Source organism: Deinococcus sp. KSM4-11 (assembly GCF_004801415.1).
GTDB lineage: Bacteria > Deinococcota > Deinococci > Deinococcales > Deinococcaceae > Deinococcus.
The window spans coordinates 97,388-115,612 of record NZ_SSNX01000004.1; the positions used below are offsets into that span (position 1 = coordinate 97,388).

General features: G+C 69.0%; 19 protein-coding genes. 12 read left to right on the forward strand and 7 right to left on the reverse strand.

Going from position 1 to position 18,225, the window contains the following annotated elements:
• Positions 1-14 precede the first annotated feature (14 nt).
• Positions 15-587, reverse strand: coding sequence for a YdcF family protein (locus tag E7T09_RS12730; RefSeq protein WP_136389582.1), 573 nt, complete (start codon positions 585-587; stop codon positions 15-17).
• A 194-nt stretch (positions 588-781) separates the two neighbouring features.
• Between E7T09_RS12730 and topA the strand changes: the two genes are divergently transcribed.
• The 4 genes from topA to E7T09_RS12750 are packed head-to-tail and all read left to right on the forward strand — an operon-like array spanning position 782 to position 4,918.
• The gene (gene topA / locus E7T09_RS12735) at positions 782-3,706 is read left to right on the forward strand and encodes a type I DNA topoisomerase (protein ID WP_136389583.1); all 2,925 of its coding nucleotides are present in this window, start codon (positions 782-784) and stop codon (positions 3,704-3,706) included.
• A gap of 4 nt (positions 3,707-3,710) precedes the next feature.
• Positions 3,711-4,019, forward strand: coding sequence for a hypothetical protein (locus E7T09_RS12740; protein ID WP_136389584.1), 309 nt, complete (start codon positions 3,711-3,713; stop codon positions 4,017-4,019).
• A 26-nt stretch (positions 4,020-4,045) separates the two neighbouring features.
• Positions 4,046-4,423: a hypothetical protein gene (locus tag E7T09_RS12745; RefSeq protein ID WP_136389585.1), complete on the forward strand. Its 378-nt coding sequence runs from the start codon at positions 4,046-4,048 to the stop codon at positions 4,421-4,423.
• Positions 4,424-4,483: 60 nt separating this feature from the next.
• Positions 4,484-4,918, forward strand: a complete 435-nt coding sequence (locus tag E7T09_RS12750; RefSeq protein ID WP_136389586.1) for a thioesterase family protein — start codon at positions 4,484-4,486, stop codon at positions 4,916-4,918.
• A 1-nt stretch (position 4,919) separates the two neighbouring features.
• On the opposite strand, the gene E7T09_RS12755 is transcribed toward E7T09_RS12750, so the two are convergent.
• A complete protein-coding gene (locus tag E7T09_RS12755; protein ID WP_136389587.1) occupies positions 4,920-5,471 on the reverse strand; it encodes an SRPBCC family protein in 552 nt (183 codons plus the stop codon).
• A gap of 62 nt (positions 5,472-5,533) precedes the next feature.
• Entirely contained in the window at positions 5,534-6,292 is a 759-nt protein-coding gene (locus E7T09_RS12760) for a PIG-L deacetylase family protein (protein ID WP_136389588.1), read from the reverse strand.
• An 83-nt stretch (positions 6,293-6,375) separates the two neighbouring features.
• Between E7T09_RS12760 and E7T09_RS12765 the strand changes: the two genes are divergently transcribed.
• Positions 6,376-6,798, forward strand: coding sequence for a GNAT family N-acetyltransferase (locus E7T09_RS12765; RefSeq protein ID WP_168734832.1), 423 nt, complete (start codon positions 6,376-6,378; stop codon positions 6,796-6,798).
• A gap of 3 nt (positions 6,799-6,801) precedes the next feature.
• Here E7T09_RS12765 and E7T09_RS12770 read toward each other — a convergent pair whose 3' ends face one another.
• Positions 6,802-7,278 carry a DUF4870 domain-containing protein gene (locus E7T09_RS12770; protein WP_136389590.1) on the reverse strand — a complete coding sequence of 159 codons (477 nt, stop codon included), beginning with the start codon at positions 7,276-7,278 and terminating at the stop codon, positions 6,802-6,804.
• Positions 7,279-7,316: 38 nt separating this feature from the next.
• Here E7T09_RS12770 and rnhA point away from each other — a divergent pair, with 38 nt between their 5' ends.
• Together rnhA and yqeK are read left to right on the forward strand one after the other, a co-directional pair.
• Positions 7,317-7,874, forward strand: coding sequence for a ribonuclease HI (gene rnhA, locus E7T09_RS12775; protein WP_136389591.1), 558 nt, complete (start codon positions 7,317-7,319; stop codon positions 7,872-7,874).
• A gap of 44 nt (positions 7,875-7,918) precedes the next feature.
• A complete protein-coding gene (yqeK, locus tag E7T09_RS12780; RefSeq protein WP_136389592.1) occupies positions 7,919-8,509 on the forward strand; it encodes a bis(5'-nucleosyl)-tetraphosphatase (symmetrical) YqeK in 591 nt (196 codons plus the stop codon).
• Here yqeK and E7T09_RS12785 read toward each other — a convergent pair whose 3' ends face one another.
• Positions 8,510-9,118 carry a carboxymuconolactone decarboxylase family protein gene (locus E7T09_RS12785; RefSeq protein ID WP_136389593.1) on the reverse strand — a complete coding sequence of 203 codons (609 nt, stop codon included), beginning with the start codon at positions 9,116-9,118 and terminating at the stop codon, positions 8,510-8,512.
• A gap of 263 nt (positions 9,119-9,381) precedes the next feature.
• Here E7T09_RS12785 and E7T09_RS22250 point away from each other — a divergent pair, with 263 nt between their 5' ends.
• The 3 genes from E7T09_RS22250 to E7T09_RS12795 all read left to right on the forward strand — a co-directional run bounded on the left by E7T09_RS22250 (position 9,382) and on the right by E7T09_RS12795 (position 11,857).
• Complete coding sequence (locus E7T09_RS22250) at positions 9,382-9,603, forward strand: hypothetical protein (protein ID WP_240741772.1); 222 nt, start codon at positions 9,382-9,384, stop codon at positions 9,601-9,603.
• Positions 9,582-10,757: an MFS transporter gene (locus tag E7T09_RS12790; protein WP_240741773.1), complete on the forward strand. Its 1,176-nt coding sequence runs from the start codon at positions 9,582-9,584 to the stop codon at positions 10,755-10,757. The genes E7T09_RS22250 and E7T09_RS12790 overlap by 22 nt, the downstream gene beginning before the upstream one ends.
• Positions 10,758-10,828: 71 nt before the next feature.
• Positions 10,829-11,857 (forward strand): PIN/TRAM domain-containing protein, encoded by a 1,029-nt coding sequence (locus E7T09_RS12795; RefSeq protein WP_136389594.1) that lies wholly within the window; start codon positions 10,829-10,831, stop codon positions 11,855-11,857.
• A 176-nt stretch (positions 11,858-12,033) separates the two neighbouring features.
• Here the strand turns inward: E7T09_RS12795 and E7T09_RS12800 are convergent, their stop codons facing one another.
• Both E7T09_RS12800 and sbcD read right to left on the reverse strand, forming a co-directional pair.
• Positions 12,034-14,775 (reverse strand): AAA family ATPase, encoded by a 2,742-nt coding sequence (locus E7T09_RS12800; protein ID WP_136389595.1) that lies wholly within the window; start codon positions 14,773-14,775, stop codon positions 12,034-12,036.
• A 31-nt stretch (positions 14,776-14,806) separates the two neighbouring features.
• Complete coding sequence (gene sbcD, locus E7T09_RS12805) at positions 14,807-15,985, reverse strand: exonuclease SbcCD subunit D (RefSeq protein ID WP_136389596.1); 1,179 nt, start codon at positions 15,983-15,985, stop codon at positions 14,807-14,809.
• A 96-nt stretch (positions 15,986-16,081) separates the two neighbouring features.
• Here sbcD and E7T09_RS12810 point away from each other — a divergent pair, with 96 nt between their 5' ends.
• A complete protein-coding gene (locus E7T09_RS12810) occupies positions 16,082-17,869 on the forward strand; it encodes a diguanylate cyclase (protein WP_168734833.1) in 1,788 nt (595 codons plus the stop codon).
• A 208-nt stretch (positions 17,870-18,077) separates the two neighbouring features.
• On the forward strand, positions 18,078-18,212 hold the full coding sequence (locus tag E7T09_RS22460) for a hypothetical protein (RefSeq protein WP_255578431.1): 135 nt from the start codon (positions 18,078-18,080) through the stop codon (positions 18,210-18,212).
• Positions 18,213-18,225: the final 13 nt, after the last annotated feature.

Sequence of the window (18,225 nt, forward strand, 5' to 3'; positions counted from 1 at the left end):
TGGGCCGGACGCGCTTACAGGCGCAGGCCGATCAGGGCGTAGCCGAGCATGGCCAGCTTCTCGCGCAGCAGGTAGGTGCGGCTGGTGCCCGCGCCGAGCGGACTGGCGCTCACGTTGGCGTCCATGCCCAGCGCGCGTGCCAGCGCCAGGGCGCGCGGCGCGTGTGCCTCGTCGGTGACCAGCGTGACGGGCGTACCGGGGGCCAAGCCCACGCGGGCGTTGCGCAGGTTCTCGATGGTTGTGCGGCTGCGCGTCTCGGCCACCAGGGCGGTCTGTGGAACACCGTGTTTGCTCAGGTATGTGATCCCCACCCCGCCCTCGGTATAGGGATCCCCCTGGCGGCGCCCCCCGGTGACCACGATCTTCAGCACCCCGCCGTGTTCGTACAGACCCAGCGCATGATCCAGTCGGCGCTGGAAGGCGGGGCTGGGCCGCCCGGCGTACTGCGCCGCGCCCAGCACCAGCAGCGTGGCGTGGGGGGTGCGGGCGTTCGGCACGCGCAGGTTCGGGAGCGCCAGGAAGCCGGCCGCCAGCAGGGCCACGACGGCCAGGGGCAACAGGGTCAGGGTGGAACCGCGCGCGCGCACGAGCGGAGCGTAACATAAAGAAAACCACAAGTCTGGCGATTCCCGTCGTCCCTGTCGGTTTCTTCACACCCGCGAATTCGGCGCGCGAGTGGCGATCATCTTCCTGACGCGGCGGGAGGTGCGTGCTACGCTCACCCCTGAATTTCTGCGCTGCCCTTTCTTGCGTCGCGTGTGGCCGGGAGCCCATCAACCTTATGTCCAACACCCTTGTAATCGTCGAATCGCCCGCGAAGGCCCGTACCATCGAAAAGTACCTCGGCAAGGGGTACACGGTGGAGTCGTCCATCGGGCACATCCGCGACCTCCCCAAGAGCGCGGCCGATATCCCCGAGAAATACAAGGGACAGGCCTGGTCCCGGCTCGGCCTGGACGTGGAACACGATTTCAGCCCGCTGTACGTGGTCGCCCCGGAAAAGAAAGCGCACGTGGCGAAGCTGCGGAAGATGGCGGCCGAGGCCGACGAGATCATCCTCGCGACGGACGATGACCGCGAGGGCGAGAGCATCGCGTGGCACCTGTTCCAGGAACTCCGGCCAAAGGTGCCGGTCAAGCGCATGGTCTTCCACGAGATCACCAAGGAGGCCATCCAGGCCGCCATTGCCGCGCCGCGCCAGATCGATACGAACCTCGTCGAGGCGCAGGAGGCCCGGCGCGCGCTGGATCGGCTGTACGGCTACGAGGTCAGCCCGGTACTGTGGAAGAAGGTCGCGCCGAAGCTGAGCGCAGGCCGCGTGCAGAGCGTGGCGACCCGCATGCTGGTGGAACGTGAACGCGAGCGCATGCGCTTTGTGAGCGCCACGTGGTGGGATCTGCTGGTCACCGGTAAGACCGCCGATGCCCAGACCTTCCCCGCCCGCCTGACGGACGTGGTCGGACAGAAGCTCGCGCTGGGCCGCGACTTCGACCCGCTGACCGGGAAGTTGAAGGACGGCGTCACCGCCCGCCTGCTCTCGGAAGCCGAGGCCCGCGCGCTGGCCGACGGCCTGACTGGGCAGACGTTGGCGGTCACGAGTGCCGAGGAGAAACCCTTCACGCAGCGTCCGTACCCACCGTTCATTACCTCCACCTTGCAGCAGGAGGGCAGCCGCAAGCTGGGCTTCGCCGCCACGCGCACCATGCGCGCCGCGCAGCGCCTGTACGAACAGGGCTACATCACGTACATGCGCACCGACAGCACCAACCTGAGCACCGAGGCCGTGACCGCCGCCCGCACGCAGGTCGCGCAGATGTACGGCCAGAATTACCTGTCGCCGCAGCCGCGCGTGTACTCCAAGAAGGCCAAGAACGCCCAGGAGGCCCACGAGGCGATCCGCCCCGCCGGGAGCAGCTTCCGCACGCCGGATTCGCTCCGGAATGAACTGTCGGGCGACGAGTGGCGGCTGTACGACCTGATCTGGAAACGCACCGTGGCCTGCCAGATGGCCGACGCGCGCGGCCGCAGCCTGCGCGTGCGCCTGGGCGGAACAACGAAGACCGGAGACGACGTGGCCCTGAGCGCCTCGGGCCGCACCATCGATTTCCCCGGCTTCCTGCGCGCCTACGTGGAGGGCAGCGACGATCCCAGCGCCGCCCTTGAAGACCGCGAGACTCCCCTGCCCCCCTTGAAGGAAGGCGAGCGCGTCACCGCCGACGCCGTGAAACCCGAGGGCCACGAGACGCAGCCACCCGCCCGCTACACCGAGGCGTCGCTGGTGCAGTCGCTGGAGGGCGCGGGCATCGGCCGCCCCAGCACCTATGCGAGCATCCTGGGCACCATCCAGGACCGTGGGTACGCGACCAAGAAAGGACAGGCACTGGTGCCCTCCTGGACGGCGTTCGCGACCTCCGCGCTGCTGGAGGGGCATTTCAGTTCGCTGGTGGACTACGACTTCACCGCGAAGATGGAAGAAGACCTCGACGACATCGCCGGGGGCCGTGCCCAGCGGGTGCCGTACCTCCAGCGTTTCTACCTGGGCGTGGGCGGCGAGGGCATGGCCCTGCGCCCCCTGATCGACTCGAAGATGGGCGAGATCGACGCGCGCGGGATCGCCACGATCGCCGTGCCGAAACTGGAGGGCAGCGGCATCGAGGTACGCGTCGGCCGCTACGGGCCGTACATGGAGCGGGACGGGGAGAAGGCCAACCTCCCTGAGGGCATGGCCCCGGACGAACTGACCGCCGAGAACGCCGAGGAACTGATGAGCCGCCCCAGCGGCGACCGGGTGATCGGCACCGACGACGCCACCGGGCAGCCGGTCGTCGCCCGGGCGGGACGCTACGGCCCGTACGTGACGCTCGGCGCAGACAACCCGCCCGTCCGCAGCGCGAGCCTGTTCCCCACCGACGACCTGACCACCCTGACCCTGGAACGCGCCCTGAAACTGCTGAGCCTGCCCCGGCTGGTCGGCACCAGCGAGGGCGAGGAGGTTTGGGCGCTGAACGGCAAGTACGGCCCCTACCTCAAGCGCGGCAGCGACAGCCGCAGCCTGACCACCCACGAGCAGCTGTTCGAGGTCGGCATCCACGAGGCCGAGGCACTGTTCATGCAGCCCCGGTTCGGCAAGGGCCGCGCGGCTGCTGCGCCGCCCCTGCGCAGCTTCGAGTATCCGGGCCGCGCCAGCATCGTCCTGAAGTCCGGCCGCTTCGGTCCGTACCTCACCGACGGCGAGCGCAACGCCACCCTTCGCAAGGGCGAGGACGAGGGCACGTTGACCGCCGACCGCGCCCTGGAGATCCTGGAAGAGCGTGGCAAGGAACCCAAGGCCAAGCCCGGCAAGACCCCGCGCAAGGCCGCCAGCGCTAGCACGAAGAAGACGACCGCGAAGGCCGGAGCGGGGAAGGCCACCGCGAAGACCAGCACCCGCAAGACCCCGACCCGCCCTCCGGCCTCCAAGGCCAGCGCCGCTCGTAAGGCTCCTGCGAAAGCGAAGGCCCTTGCCAAGACCCCCCTCACCTGGGCGCAGCTTAAACCGCACCTGAACGTGCTGAGCAGCGAGGAACGCCAGCTGGTGACCGCCACCCGTGAACAGGGTCGCAAGGTCGAGGACGTCGCCCCCGGCCTGGGCCTCGACATCAAGAAGGCCAAGGGCATGGCACTCCAGGCCAGCAAGAAACTGAACCAGGCGGCGCGCGGAGAATAAGCCCTTGCCCAGGCCGCGCCCCGACGTTCCCCACGCCCTGCACCTGACCCGCCTCGCCCAGGGCACGCCCGGCGAGTGGGTGCGGCTGCCCGGTGGGAATGTCCGGGTGCTGAACCTCAGCGGCAAGGCTCCTCAGGCCGGTCTGGACGGGTGGGTGGTGTGCCTCAGTGGCGAGGCCGTGATCGACCTGCCCCTGAACAACTTCGTGCGCCTGCGCCCCGGCGAGGGCCACCGCGTGACCGCCAGTGAACCCTGGGTGCCCTTCGACACGCGCGAGGGCACCGTGATCCTGCTGGTGGTGGACGGGGAGTAAGAACGAATATCGCATAGCCTGAAGCGATGGCTGTGCCACCTCCCTCAATTGCAAGCCTCCAAGGTATTTTCCTTGACGACTCGTTTGTGCTGGGGGTGCTAATTCCCTACCGCCAAATGAGCGTCAGTATTTTGGCAATGCTGCTGCCTTGGCACCTAAGGTATGAAGCACTGCCTCAAGGTCAGTTGTGGTGTTATCGCCGCGCTGAGCTGGTGTTTCAAGACGTGATGTCAGTGGTGTGGTCAAAGCAGAATATTCCGGGCGCTGTGACGGTGGACGAAGATGGCGAGGATTTCGGCACGGTAGACGTGTTGGAGATGGACGGAGATATATACCGTCTACAGGGTGACTTCGGAGTGATTGAGGTGCATTCTTCCCCACCGTCACTGACACTGTTGGAATGACCTTCCTTTGAAGCTCCCGTCTTAGACGAAAGGATTTCCTCATCCCGTTACAGTGCCGTCATGACCCGGCCTACCCCGCACCACCGCACGGCCTACCCATACCACCACCCCACGCCGACCCGCTGGGCAGACAACGACGTGTACGGCCACGTGAACAACGTGACGTACTACGCGTACTTCGACACGGCCGTGAACGCGTACCTGGTGGCACACGGCGCGCTGGATCTCCACGCGGGCGAGGTGATCGGGCTGGTCGTCGAGACGGGCTGCGCGTACTTCGCGCCGGCCGAGTTCCCGGAGCTGCTCAGTGTGGGCGTGCGCGTGGCACGGCTGGGCAGCAGTTCCGTGCGCTACGAGCTGGCCGTGTTCCGCGCTGGCGAGGAGACCGCGTGCGCGCAGGGGCATTTCGTGCATGTGTACGTGGATCGGGGGACGCGGCGGCCCACGGTACTGCCGGAGGTGCTGCGCCGGGCGCTGGAGGCGCTGCAGTCCTGACTCAGCGTTTCTTCTTGGCGGCCCTCGCCGCTTCCTTGGCGGCCTTCTCGTCCGCCTTCTGCTTTTCGGCCATTTCCTTGCCCATGTCCTCCATGAGCTGCGCGCCCTGGGCGTCCACCGTGCGCTGCAGTTCGATCAGGGTACTGACCAGCATGTTGTTCAGCACGCGCTCGATTGGGGCCTTGATCCACTTGTACCGCACGCGGGCGTTCATGCTCAGCGTGACTTCTGTGCCGCCCGGCATGGGCTTGAACGACCATGCCTGCGTCAGTTTCTCCAGCGGCCCCACATGGCGTACGCTTTCCCAGCCGCCGCGCTGCGGGGCCTGAAGCTGCCCGTACTTCGCGGTGAAGGCCAGCCCCAGCAGCCGCCGGGGAAACTTGAAGCGCACCAGCGCATTGTTCGCCAGGCGACCGCCCTCACCCTCGTACTCGGCAGACACGAAGTTCTTGTCCCACTTCACGCGGCGCCGGGGTTCCAGCGCTAGGCGGTACAGCACGTCCGGGCGGGAGCGCACCACGATGTTCTGCTTCAACTGAATCGACTCGGACATCCTGCGCTCAATCTAGCGCGCGGAACTGACCCGGCCGGAGCGCGCACCAGTACAGGCCGTCCTCAGTCCAGGTAGGGTCGCGCGGGCAGGTGCGACACCCGCAGCGTGAAGTGCTCGGCGTACTTCACGCCCGGCCCCGCCATCCGCCCGATCGCGGCGCGGCCCTCGCGGTACTGGTCTTTCGTCCAGGCCCACTTGTAGAAGTCGTGGTAGAAGCCCATGACCTCCGCCCCGGCCTCGACGGTGTCCGAGATGTCCACGATCACCTCCGGGTAGGGGCTGGCGGGCGCGAAATACTGGTAGAAGCGCACCGGGTCGCGCAGGGCCTCCAGACGCTGCACGTCCTCGCCGCTTTCCACGCCCTCCGCGCTGCCCAGATCCGGCGCAGGCGGCATGGGCGCTCCCCCCGCCTCGTTCACGATCTTCGGAATGCGGGCCAGCGTGATCGCATCGAAGGCGATCTTGGCCGTCATGCGGTGATCCGGGTGCGGGTGGTCGTCACTCCAGGTGATCACCGCGTTCGGGCGGAACGTGGCGTACAGCCGCGCGAGTTGCAGAGCCTCGGCCCGGCCGCCGGTCATGCGGGAATCGCCCATGTCGAAGAAGTGATACTGCGCGCCGATCTTCTCGGCCACCCAAGCCCCATGCTCACGGCGCACACGGGTGACCTCCTCGTGCGAGGCGTCCCCGAACTGGCTGGCCAGCTCGCCCAGCGTCGTCCACACCAGCATGACCTCGTCCCCGCGCGCCGCGTGTTTCGCCAGCGTGCCAATACAACCGATCTCGTCGTCCGGATGGGCAAACACCGCCATGATTCGCATGCGTAGCAGGATAGGGGAGATGGCCAGGTCATATCGGCTCCAGCGCACAGAACGGCGTGTCCATGTCCGGGTACCGTGACGGCATGCCCTTTCAGTTCCGCCGCGCCAGCCCGCAGGATCTGACGGTGCTCGTCTCGCTGGATCATCTGGCCGTGACTCCGGAGCGCCGCAGCTGGATTCAGGAGGCGCTCGACCGGCAGGTCGTCATGCTCTGTGCGGTGGGGGCCGAAGCGTGCGCATACGGCGTGCTGGAGAACACGTTCTTCGGCCATGCCTTCGTGTCGCTGGTCTACGTCACTCCGTCCTGGCGACGGCAGGGCGCGGGGATGGCGCTGCTCGCGCAGCTGTGCGGCGTGGCCTCGACCCCGAAGGTGTTCTCCTCGACCAACCTGTCGAACGCGCCCATGCACGCCCTGTTCCGCCGGACGGGCTGGGAGGTCAGCGGCCTGCTCCAGCACCTCGACGAGGGGGATCCGGAAGTGGTCTACGTCCGTCTGGGCCGCTGACCCTCACCGCACGAAGCGGATGGTGAGCGGGTAGGAGTACGGCTGGCCACTGCTGGCGCGCACCACGCCGATGATCATGAAGATGAACGGGATGATGCCGAGCACCACCATGACCGGCAGCAGGAATAGGAAGAACGAAGCGAAGGTGCCCAGGAACGCGAAGGCTCCGAGTTCCTCGCTGCCGGCGGCCGAGCCGACCGCGCCGCCGATCAGCCCCACGCTGAACAGGAGGAACGCGAGCACGCCGATGATCAGGCCGTACAGCCACATGCTCAGACGGAAGTTCAGCACCTCCCTGCCCTGGGCGTTCAGGGCGGCGCTGCGGTCGCGGTAGACCAGCCACGCGACCAGCGGCCCCAGCACGCCGCCCACCGTGGGGAGCAGGAGGTCGGCCAGCGGCGAGAGGTGCAGGACGATGCCCGGCGTGCGGTCGGCGTCGGGGAGCGCGGTCAGGGGGCGCAGGTGGGTGGCGGGCTCCATGCTTGACACTACGGGCGGGCGCTGCCTACAGTTCCCGGATGACCCGTCCCGGCACTTCCTATGGCAAGAGCGCCGCGCGCAAGGCGCAGGACGCGGAGCGCGACCGCCTGCCGATCCGGGCCGGGATCCAGCCCGAGCAGCCGGTGACCGGGCAGGTTGTGACGCTGTACTCAGACGGGGCGTGCGACACCACCAAGGGGCACGGCGGTTGGGCCACGATCCTCAGCTACGGCGAGAAGGAGCTCATACTGAGCGGTCACGAGGAGAACACCACCAACAACCGCATGGAACTGCGCGGCCTGCTGGAGGGCCTGAAAACCCTGAAACGGCCCTGTCAGATCCGCGTGGTGACAGACAGCCAGTACCTGCGCAAGGCCTTCACCGACGGCTGGATCCTGAAATGGCAGCGCAACGGCTGGAAAACGGCGGGGGGCGACCCGGTCAAGAACCAGGATCTGTGGGAGGAACTGATCGCCCTGGCACGCACGCACGCCCTGACCTTCCTGTGGGTCAAGGGCCACGCCGGGCACGGCGAGAACGAGCGGGTGGACGTCCTGGCCGTGCAGGAACGCAAGAAACTCCGCGCGGTCAGGTGACGGCCTTCACGGTGGCCGGAGGCTGGCCGGAACCGCTCACCCGGATGCCTCCGTACGCCGGTGATCTGGCCGCCGACGTGAACGTCCTGCTGGCCGCACACCGCTGCGAGATCACGCGCGAGCACGTGCCCAGGGTCGCCCGCGAGGCGGTGGCCCTGGCCCGGCGCTTCGGCGTCGATCCGGGAGCCGCCCGCACCGCCGCGTGGCTGCACGATGTGGGCGGCATCGTGCGCCGGGCCGACATGGTCGCCCTGTGCGAATCGCTCGGCGTGGCCGTGGTGCCCGAGGAACGGCAGGTGCCCATGCTGCTACACGCGAGGATCAGCGTGGCGCTGGCGCGAGGGCGCTACGGCGTGACGGACGCGGCGACCCTCCAGGCCATCCGCGTCCACACGACCCTTCACGCCGAGCCCACGCCGCTCGATCTGGTCGTGTTCCTGGCCGACAAGCTGGAGTGGGATCAGGGCGGCATTCCCCCGTACCACGCCGAACTGAGCGCCGCACTCGACGGCGGCCTGATGGCCGGGGCACGGTGGATGCTGACGTGGATGGCCTCCCCGCAGGCAAACCTGCTCATCCCCCACCCGGAGCTGCGTGCCGCGTGGGCCGCGTTCGGCGTCATACCGCCCGCGTAGTCACGGCAGGCGCACGTCCTGATGCTGAGTGATGGGCCGGCCGACCGTCAGGGCCTCGCGCAGGCCGGGCTCCAGTGCCCCGTACGCGGCGTCCGGCTCGGCTCCCAGCGCGTCCAGCAGGGTGCTGAAAAAGCAGCGGGCGCTTGCGGCAGCGGCCACGTCGAAGATCTCGGTGTCACTCAGGCCGTGGTCACGCAGGCCCTGCACGTCTGCCGCGGTCACGCTGGGGGCATCGCGGGCCACCTGCGCGGCGAAAGCCATGATCGCTACGTCCACCGGGGCCAGTCCGGCCGAGTCCGGAGCAGTGGCGATGGCCTGCACCTCACTCGGCGCGTAATGCGCGTCGCGCAGCACCTTCCCGTGCGCCAGCGAGCAGTACGAGGATCGGAGTGCGCGGGCGGCTGCCAGCGTCACCAGCTCGTAGCGGCGCGGGTCGAGCGTACCCCGGATCGTGCCGAGCAGCGTGCCCCACGCGGCATTCACCTCCGGTCGCAGGCTGAACAGCTGCGTGTAATTCGGCACGTAGCCCGCGTTTGCCTGCGCCCGCGCGTACTGCTCGCGCACGTCACCCTGCGCCTGTGCCACCGGCACCGTCTCCAGATAGGCCACCGTACCCTCCGAACCGGCCCATTGCCGTGCCGGGCCGTCGCCCGACGCTGACGGCGGTTCCGTGGGCCGGCGTAGTCACACGAGTGTAGCCCTGTTCAACCGTCACGCCCACCGGATACGGTCGGTCGCGGGTCAGCCAGCGCGCCCAGTTCCCGTCCCTGACACCGGATCGCTGGCCCTCGGACGCGAGGTCGGTCACGCGAACCCGGCTGGGCCATTCGGCGTATCGCTCGGGTCGGCCCGCGTCTCCTACGCTGGAGGCTGTGAGCGTCCTCCCATCCTCATCCGGCCCACCCGAGCGCGGCTGGCGCACGTTCCTGTGGCTGTGGAGTTCCCAGGCGGTCAGCGTGATCGGGTCGGCCGTGGCGGGCTTCGCGTTCACCATCTACCTCACGCAGACCCGCTTTCCGCTGGCCAGCCAGAAACCGCAGCTGGCCGCCGCGCTCTCGCTCACCGCTCTCGCGTGGACACTCGCCGCGACCTGACCGCCCCGCTGGCCGGCACCTGGACCGACCGGCACGACCGGCGGCGCATCGTGCTCACCTGCGACGTGCTGGGCGCCGCCCTTACCCTGGCGCTCATGCTGCTGCTCCTCAGCGCGGCCACGCCGCTGTGGACGCTGGTGCTGCTCTCCGGCCTGATGGGCCTGGTCTCCACCTTTCACGGGTCGGCCTTCGATGCCAGCTACACGAGTCTGGTGCCCGTGGAACGCCTGCCCCGCGCCAACGGCCTGATGCAGACCATCTGGAGCCTGTCGGGTCTGGTCGGCCCGGCCGCCGCCGCGCTGCTGATCGGCGTTCCCGCCCTGCTGCGGGATCACGGCGGCCCCGTTTGGATCGGTGCGGGGTGGATCGCCAGCCTGCGCGATGGCGTGCCCTTCGCGTACGGCATCGACGCCCTGAGCTTCCTGCTGGCCGCCGTGGTGCTCTCGCGGCTGCGAGTGCCGTCACCGGCCCGGCCCGAGGTGGGCGAGGCCCGCAGCTTCCGGCAGGACATGACCTTCGGCTGGCGCTTCATCGGTGTGCGTCGCCCCCTGCTGGCGCTGCTGCTCACCTTCGCCGTGGCGAACCTGTGCGGCAGCGGCCTGGGCGTGCTCGAACCCCTGCTCGTGAAATTCAGCCTCGGCGGCGACTGGCACGCGCGCGGCAGCTCCTTTCAGGCGGCCCTTGCCACCATCAGCGTCGTGCAGAGCGTCGGCGGGGTGCTCGGCGGCGTAATCATCAGCGCGTGGGGCGGCCTGAAACGCGTGCGGGTGCTCGGCGTCCTGATTCCCATGGTCATCTCCGGCCTGGCCCTCATCGCCCTGGGGCTGAGCACGACCGTGCTGGCTGCCAGCGCCGCCCTGTTCATCTCCGGCCTGACCCTGCCCGCTATGAATGCCCACTCGCAGAGCATCTGGCAGTCCCAGGTTCCCGGCCACATGCAGGGCCGCGTGTTCAGCGTGCGGCGACTGATCGCGCAGTTCACCAGTCCTGCCAGCGCCGCCCTGGCCGGTCTGCTCGCCGCGCACTACGCCCCCGGCGCGGTCATGGTGGCGGCCGGCGTGCTGTACGCAGGCGTGGCCGCCCTGCAACTCCTGAACCCCGGCCTGCGACCGCTCGGCGACCCGGCCATTCCCGCCGTCCCGCGCCCCGGCTGAACCCGTCCTGACACGCACCATCACGAAAAGTCCCTAGTTCCCCTGCACCGCCCGCGCGTACACTAAGGGGCGTGCTCGCCATCCGCCTCCTGACCATGCTCCTCGGCCTGCTCGCCGGGCTCGGAGCGGGCCGGGCCCTGGCGGCCATCCAGCCCGAGGAACTGGGCGTCGTCAACACCCTGAGCCTCATGCTCGCCGGGATGCTCACCGCCCTGCTGTTCGCGCCCCGCGCTGAACGCGTCGGCCTGCAGTACACCACCCGACTGAGCCGCTGGTACGCCGCCCTCTCGCCGCGTAAGGTCGCCGCCGCCACCTTCGGCATGGTCGTCGCCCTGCTCCTCAGCGTCCTGCTCGGCAGCCTCCTGCAGGGCCTGCCCTTCTACACCTGGGTCTGGAGCATCGCCGTCACGGTTCTGCTCTCGGTGTTCTTCGTCACCTACGCCACCGGCCACGCCGATGCCTTCGGCCTCCTCGCCTTTCCGCAGGTGCGCCGCAAACCCGGCAGCAAACTGCTGGACTCCAGCGTCATCATCGACGGCCGCATCCTCGACCTCACCCGCGCCGGCCTGCTCGAAGGGGAACTCGTCGCGCCGGCCTTCATCCTGCGCGAACTCCAGGCCCTGTCCGACAGCGCCGACCCGCAGAAACGCACCCGGGGCAAACGCGGCCTGAGCATCCTCGAGGACCTGCGCGACCTCAACCACCTGCGCGTCGAAGACTGGGACGACCCGGCCCTCCCCGGCGCAGACGACAAACTCATCCGCCTCGCCCGCGAAACCGGCGCCCGCATCATCACCAACGACAGCAACCTCGGCAAGATTGCCCGCCTCCACGACGTCCAGACCATCAACATCCATGAGATCGCCGTTGCCCTGCGCCCCCAGGTGCAGGCCGGCGATCCGCTCACCATCACCATCACCAAGAGCGGCCAGCAGGCCGGACAGGGCGTCGGCTACCTCGACGACGGCACCATGGTCGTCGTCGAGGATGCCCTCAAACACCGCGGCAAGGCCGTGCGCGTGCAGGTCGTGAACAACGTGCAGACCAGCGTGGGGCGCATGATCTTCGCCAAGCTGGATCGGGAGGAAGTGGTCGTCTAAGGGGTGTTGGGCAGGGCTTCTCAGGCCTCAGCTCTCCTCCTCAGATGGGCAGGGTAGGACGCTCCCGTTCTTTTGCTCTCGTCTCGCAGGTAACTCAGAAAGCTGGGTCAAGGCGCGCTTACCCCTGTTGCCAACGCCACTCGCTGTAGGTGTTCCGTCTCCTGTGGCTGAGGGTCTTACCCGTCGATGCGGTGAACCGAACTGCCGGCGATGCTCTTGGTGACGAGCAGGCGGCTGGGCAACCTCTCTGAGAGGCTCTCGACGTGGGTGACGATGCCGACCATGCGGCCCTGGGTGCGGAGGTTCTCCAGCGCGCCGGCCACGGCCTCCAGCGCCTGCGGATCGAGCGTGCCGAACCCCTCGTCGAGGAACAGCGCGCCCAGCACCTTGTTCCCCGCGAGGTAATCGCTCAGGGCGATGGCCAGCGACAGCGAGGCCAGGAAGGTCTCGCCGCCGGAGAGGGTCTTCACGCCGCGCACCTCACCGGCGTTCCACAAATCCTGCACGACGTAGTCGCCACTCTGGAGGGCCAGGCGGTAGCGGCCATCGCTGATCTCGTGCAGCAGGATGCCCGCGCGGGTCAGGAGTTGCGCCTCGACTTCGGCCAGCAGGAACTGCTGGAACTCGTTGGTTTTCAGGGTGGTGGTCAGCGTCTGCCACGTGTCGAAGTGACGGGAAGCGGTGGCGGCGCGCACCTCGATGTCTGCCTTGCGTTCCAGGCGGCCCTGCATGGTGCGTTCCTGCTCGGCCAGCACGCCGGAACGCTCGCGGGTGGCGTTCAGGGCGGCGTCCGTGGCGGTCAGGTCTCGACCCGTCTGGTCGAGCTGGGCCGGATCGAAGGGCGTCACGCCCAGGTGCCGTTCCACTTCCGCCAGCGCTTCCCGGAGCTGCGCGACCTGGGCGGCGTGCGTGCGGGCGGCCACCTCCAGCGCGGCGATGTCCGCTTCCGGCAGGGCGGCGGCACGGGCCTGTGCGGCGTCCAGGGCCAGCGCGGACAGGGCCGTGTCGAGGCCCGTCTGCGCCTGACGCGCCTCGTCCGTCCGTGCGGCGGCGGTCGCGCGGGCAGCGGTGAGGGTCGCGTTCGCGGCGGCCACGTCGCCCTGCGCGCGGGACAGCTGTGCCTGCGCCTCCTGACTGCCCCGCCGGATGGCCTGGATGTCGGCCAGATGCTGCCGACGCTGCCCGGCCGGATCGCTGCCCGCCCGGCGGACGCGCTCGGCCAGCGAGGCCAGCAGGCGCAGCGCGTCCGTCTGGGGATCGCCGTGGATGCGGCTCTCGGCCAATCGATTGTCCTCCTCCTCCTCGACGAGCTGTCCCTCGGTGTCGGCCAGAGTCAGGGCGCGCTCGGCGGTCACCTTCTTCAGGTGGTCGATCTGGAGGGTATTTTCTTTGTACAGCAGCAGACGGCCCTCCAGTTCCGCCTTTGCAGTCAGGACAGTGCGTTCCAGACTGTCCATGTTCACGTCGTCGCCCGGCGGCACCTCCTGCACGATCTGTTCGCACAGGGGGCAGGGCTCCCCGGCATGCAGGTGCGTGCGGTAGGCGGCGATGCCTGCATGTGACCGCGCCACGCTCAGCGCTTCTTCAGCCTGCTGATAAGCAACCCGCGCCGTTTTTCCCTCTTGCTGGACGCGCGTCTGCGCCTGCTCCAGCTCGGTCAGCCGGGTCAGTTCCGTGGTCTGTGTTTCCCTCAGGGCGGTGAAGCCCACGCGGCGGGCCGAGAGTTTCACGCGATCCTGCTTGATCTTCTCGAGCTTCAGGGCCGCTTCCCTGGCGGTGTGGAAGGCGTCCTCGTCCCACGGCAGCGGCTGGGGGTGCGTGGTCTGCGGTGTGCCACCCCCGCGCCGCAGGCGGGCCGCGTCGGCCTCGGCGTCCTTCAGGGCTTCGGCCTTCGCTTCCAGTTCGGGAATGCGGGCCTCCTGGGCCTGGGCGCGGGTCAGGCCGTCGGTGGCCGTCTGCGCGGCCCGGCCGGCCGCCTCGACCTGGGCCTGCGCGCGGGCCAGCTCGCGGGCCTCGCGTTCCTGCGCAATCCTGGCCCGTTCGGCGGCGTCCAGCAGGGGAAGCACCCCGGCCACGCGGCGGGCCCGGACGGCCCGCTCGGCTCCATCCTGGATGCTGAGCGCCCGCGCTTGCAGCGTGGTCATGCGGCGGGCCGTGTCCTCCCGCTGCCGCCAGACCTTCTCCAGGTCACGCAGGCGCGTCAGGGCCGTCTGGAGGCGCTCGCGTTCGTCGGTCAGGCGTTCAGCCTCTCCGCTCAGCACCTCGCGTTCCCGGCGCAGGGTGGCCAGGGCGTCCGGCGTGACGCCCGCGTACTCGCTCTCCAGCACGGAGTTCAGGCTGGCGGACTCATGCTTGAGCTCCTTCGCGCGGTCCGACGCGACCTTCTGCATGCCCTGCACGTGATCCAGGCCCGTCAGTTCCCCCAGCAGCGCCTGCCGGTCGGCGGGTTTGCCCAGCAGCAGGCGCGAGAACTCGCCCTGCGGAAGCATGACGCTGCGGCGGAAGGTGTCGAAATCCAGGCCCACCGCTCTACGGATGCGCTCGGAGATGCCCTTGACGCCTCCGCTGCCCTCCGAGAGGTTCGTCCAGCGCCCCTGCTCGTCCAGGTGCTCGAAGCGCACCTCGTTCTCGGCCTGCTTGCGGCCCTTGGTGCGCGACGCGCGGTACGTGGCGCCGCTCACCTCGAAGGTCAGGGAGGCCGACAGGCCCCGCTCGCCCTGCGAGATCAGGGCGTCCAGTCCGGCTCCGCCCAGCCGCGCCGTCTGCCCGTACAACGCGAAGGTCATCGCGTCGAGCAGGCTGGACTTCCCGCTGCCAGTCGGCCCGACCAGCGCGAACAGTTCCAGATCCGCGAAATCCAGCGTCGTGAACTGCCGGAAGGCCGTGAAGCCCTGAACCTCCAGCTTCAGCGGACGCATGAAGCCTTCAGCATCCGCCCAAGTCCTGCCCTCACGCGACGTCCTCGGTGCGGGCGGCCTCGTCGGCCTCCTTGAACGCGGCGCGTAGGTCGTCCGGCAGTTCGCCCCGGCGTTCGCGGTGGTAGCGCTCGTACAGCTCCATCAGGCTCAGGCCCTCGCGCTTCAGTTCGGGGATCGCGAGGTCGTCCTGCTGCGCGTCGAGTTCCACGGCCAGGGTGTTCGGCATGATCTTCAGCACGCGGTCTTTCAGGCCAGGCAGAGCCGTGCCGGCCGGGGCCTTCACGATGACCTTCAGCAGGCCCTCGAAGCCCCTGAGGGCGCTCAGGCGGGCCTCGACGTGCTCCAGTTCCACGCGCAGGGTGCGCAGTTCCCGGCCGCTCGCCAGTGGCAGGGCGTGCACGCGGGCGGGCCGTCCGGGGTCCACCTCCACGAGGTTCACCTGTTTTTTCTCGCCCGCCTCACCGAAGTCGAGCTGGATGACGCTGCCCGGGTAGTACGCGGGCGGCGTGTCCGACACCTGCTGCGGCTTGTGCACGTGCCCGAGGGCCACGTACTGCGCGCCGGCCGGAAGTTGCAGCCCGGACAGGGTGTAGCTGTTCGTCAGGTCGAACTGCATGGTGCGCTCTGAGCCGCTGGGCTGCGCGCCATCCATGGTGGCGTGGGCCATCAGCATGTTCACGTGCCCGGCCTGAAAGCCCTCGCCCAGGCGGCGCAGGAAAAAGCCCATGCCCTCGCGGTATTTCTGCCGCCACGCGCCCGTGTCGCCGCCCAGCAGATCGGCGGCCTTCACCAGCCGCCGCTCGGATAGGAAGGGCAGCGCGCCCACGGTCAGGGTCTCGCCGCTGCGCGTCTGCACGATGCGCACCATGTCCACGGGGTTTGCCGTCGGCTGGGCCACCGCCTGGATGCCCACCCAGCCCAGCAGGCCCGCGACCGAGGCAAGCCGCGCCGCGCTGTCGTGGTTCCCGGCGATCACGATGCCCGGAATCCCGGCGTCGCGCAGCCGCAGGAAGAAATCGAAGACGGCCTGTTCGGCGTCGGCCGAGGGGTTGCCGGTGTCGAACAGGTCGCCGGCCACCAGCACGGCGTCGGCCCGCTCGGACTGGGCTAGGGCCGCGATCTCGGTCAGGGCGTCGTGGATTTCGGGCGTGCGGTCGTACCCGCGCAGGAGCCGCCCCGCGTGGAAATCAGCGGTATGAAGGACGCGCATTACGCCAGAAACATAGCATGGGTGGCGTCCGAGTCCGGACGCGCCCGCCGTGCCACTGGAAGACTCCTGACAGGACTGTCAGATTACCGTACGGTAATGCCGCTGCGCCGCGTCCTCTTTCTGCTTCAGGTGCCGCTGTGGTGCATGCTGCTGGCATCGTTCGGGTTCCTGCTGCGCGCCCTGGATGCCCGCGTGCAGGCGACCACCCAGGCCACCCAGACCCGGACGCAGCTCGAAACCCTGAACGGCCTGCTGCTGCACGCGCTGGACATGGAAACCGGCGTGCGCGGCTACGTGATCGCCGGGAACGTCGTCTTCCTCGACCCGTACCATGAGGCCCGGCGGGCCCTGCCCGACGATTTCCGCACCCTGCGGGCGCAGCTCGGTTCGGACCGTGCGGCCGGGTATGCGCTGGATGTGGCCGGAGTCGACCGGGTTCAGCAGCTGCTCACCCGCTGGCAGACCGAGGTGGCCGTGCCGGAAATCGTGGCCCGCCGATCGAGTGCCGAGGCGGCGGCCCTGATCGTGTCCAGCCAGCGCGGCAAGAAGCTGCTGGACGCCGTACGCGTCGAGATCCGCGTCCTGAGTGCGCGGCAGACCACGCGCCTGAAGCAGCGCGAGGCCCAGGCCGTGTACCACCTGCGGGTGCTGCGCGTGGCGCTGTATGGAGCGGGCGGCGCGCTGCTGCTGCTGAGCGTGGTCACGACCCTGACCGGGGCGGGCGTGCTCATCCGGCCACTCCACGCGTTAACTGGTGCGGCCCGGCGGATCAGCGGGGGCGAGACCCTGATCACCGTGCCGGCGGGCGGGCCGCTCGAACTGCGTACCCTGGCACAGACCTTCAACGCCATGAGCGAGCAGCTGCACGTCGCGCGGCAGGAAGCCGACGCCTACGCCCTCGACCTGGCGCGGCGCAACGAGTGGAGGGTCCGCATGGGCCGCCTGAGCGATGCCATGCAGGCGGCCCGCAGCCTGGACGAGGGCGCCGTCATCCTGGCGCGCGCCCTGCCCGACCTGCTGCCGGGAACGCGCGGCACGCTCCTGCACCAGCCTCCGGAACGGGATGGGCCGGTGCCGCTGCTGACCTGGGGGGAGGACGTCCAGGGGGATCAGGGACAAGGGGCACTGCCGGGTGTGGGCGGCGACGCGACCGTATGCTCGCCGCTGATCTCACAGGGCGAGACGCTGGGTGAGCTGCATGTCGACACCGGGCTGTCCGGCGGCGCCTGGACCGACGAGGGCCGGACGCGGCTGCTCACCGTGACGCGACAGGTGACGATAGCGCTGGCCAGCCTGGGCTTTCAGGAACGCCTGCTCCAGCAGTCGGTGCGCGACCCCCTCACGGGCCTGTACAACCGCCGCCGGCTGGAAGAGGATCTGCACCGCGCCGTGGACGATGCCGTACAGGGCGGCACGCCGCTGAGCGTGATCGCACTCGACATCGACCACTTCAAGCGGCTGAACGACACCTTCGGCCATGACGCGGGCGACGCCGCGCTGGTGCAGGTCAGTGCCACACTGCGCGACCTGGCGCCGCGGGGCAGCACGCCCGCCCGGCCCGGCGGCGAGGAATTCACGCTGCTGCTCCCGGGACACGATCTGCTCGCGGCGGAAGGGGTGGCCGAGCGCCTGCGCGGGGCGGTTGAGGCGCTGACCCTGACGCACGCGGGCGAGGCGCTGGGGCCGGTCACGGTGTCGCTGGGCGTGGCCGACCACACGGTGTTCCCATTCGACGCCGCCACGCTCATGAGCACGGCAGATCACGCGCTGTACGCCGCCAAGCACCGGGGCCGAAACCGCGTGGTCAGCACGCGCACGCTGCGCGCCACCTCTCGGGACGGCAGCGGCCAGCCGGATGTGCTGGGGGCGCCAGAACGGCGCTGACCTCCTTCACGCCGCGCTGCCGCGTGGACGAGAACTTTTCCGATCCGTTGCGGGCATGACCACTGCACCGAGCCACCTGTGGAACCGCCCACGGAATTCGTGGAACTGCATCTTTATTCAGCTGATGTCATTTGTATTCGCAGCCTATGTCATGGCAATAGGGCTCCATCTCATGGTGAAACTATCGCCATAAGGATAGACTCGCTGGATGTACGTGTCCGATCTGAACCTGATGACGAAGGCCCGCCTTCAAGAAACGCAGAATGTCGCCCTCTCCTTACCCCCGGTGAAGGCCCGTCCAGAGTGGGTGCGGCGCATGGCGGCCCACCTGTGCCGCCGCTGAGCTTCCGACCGCT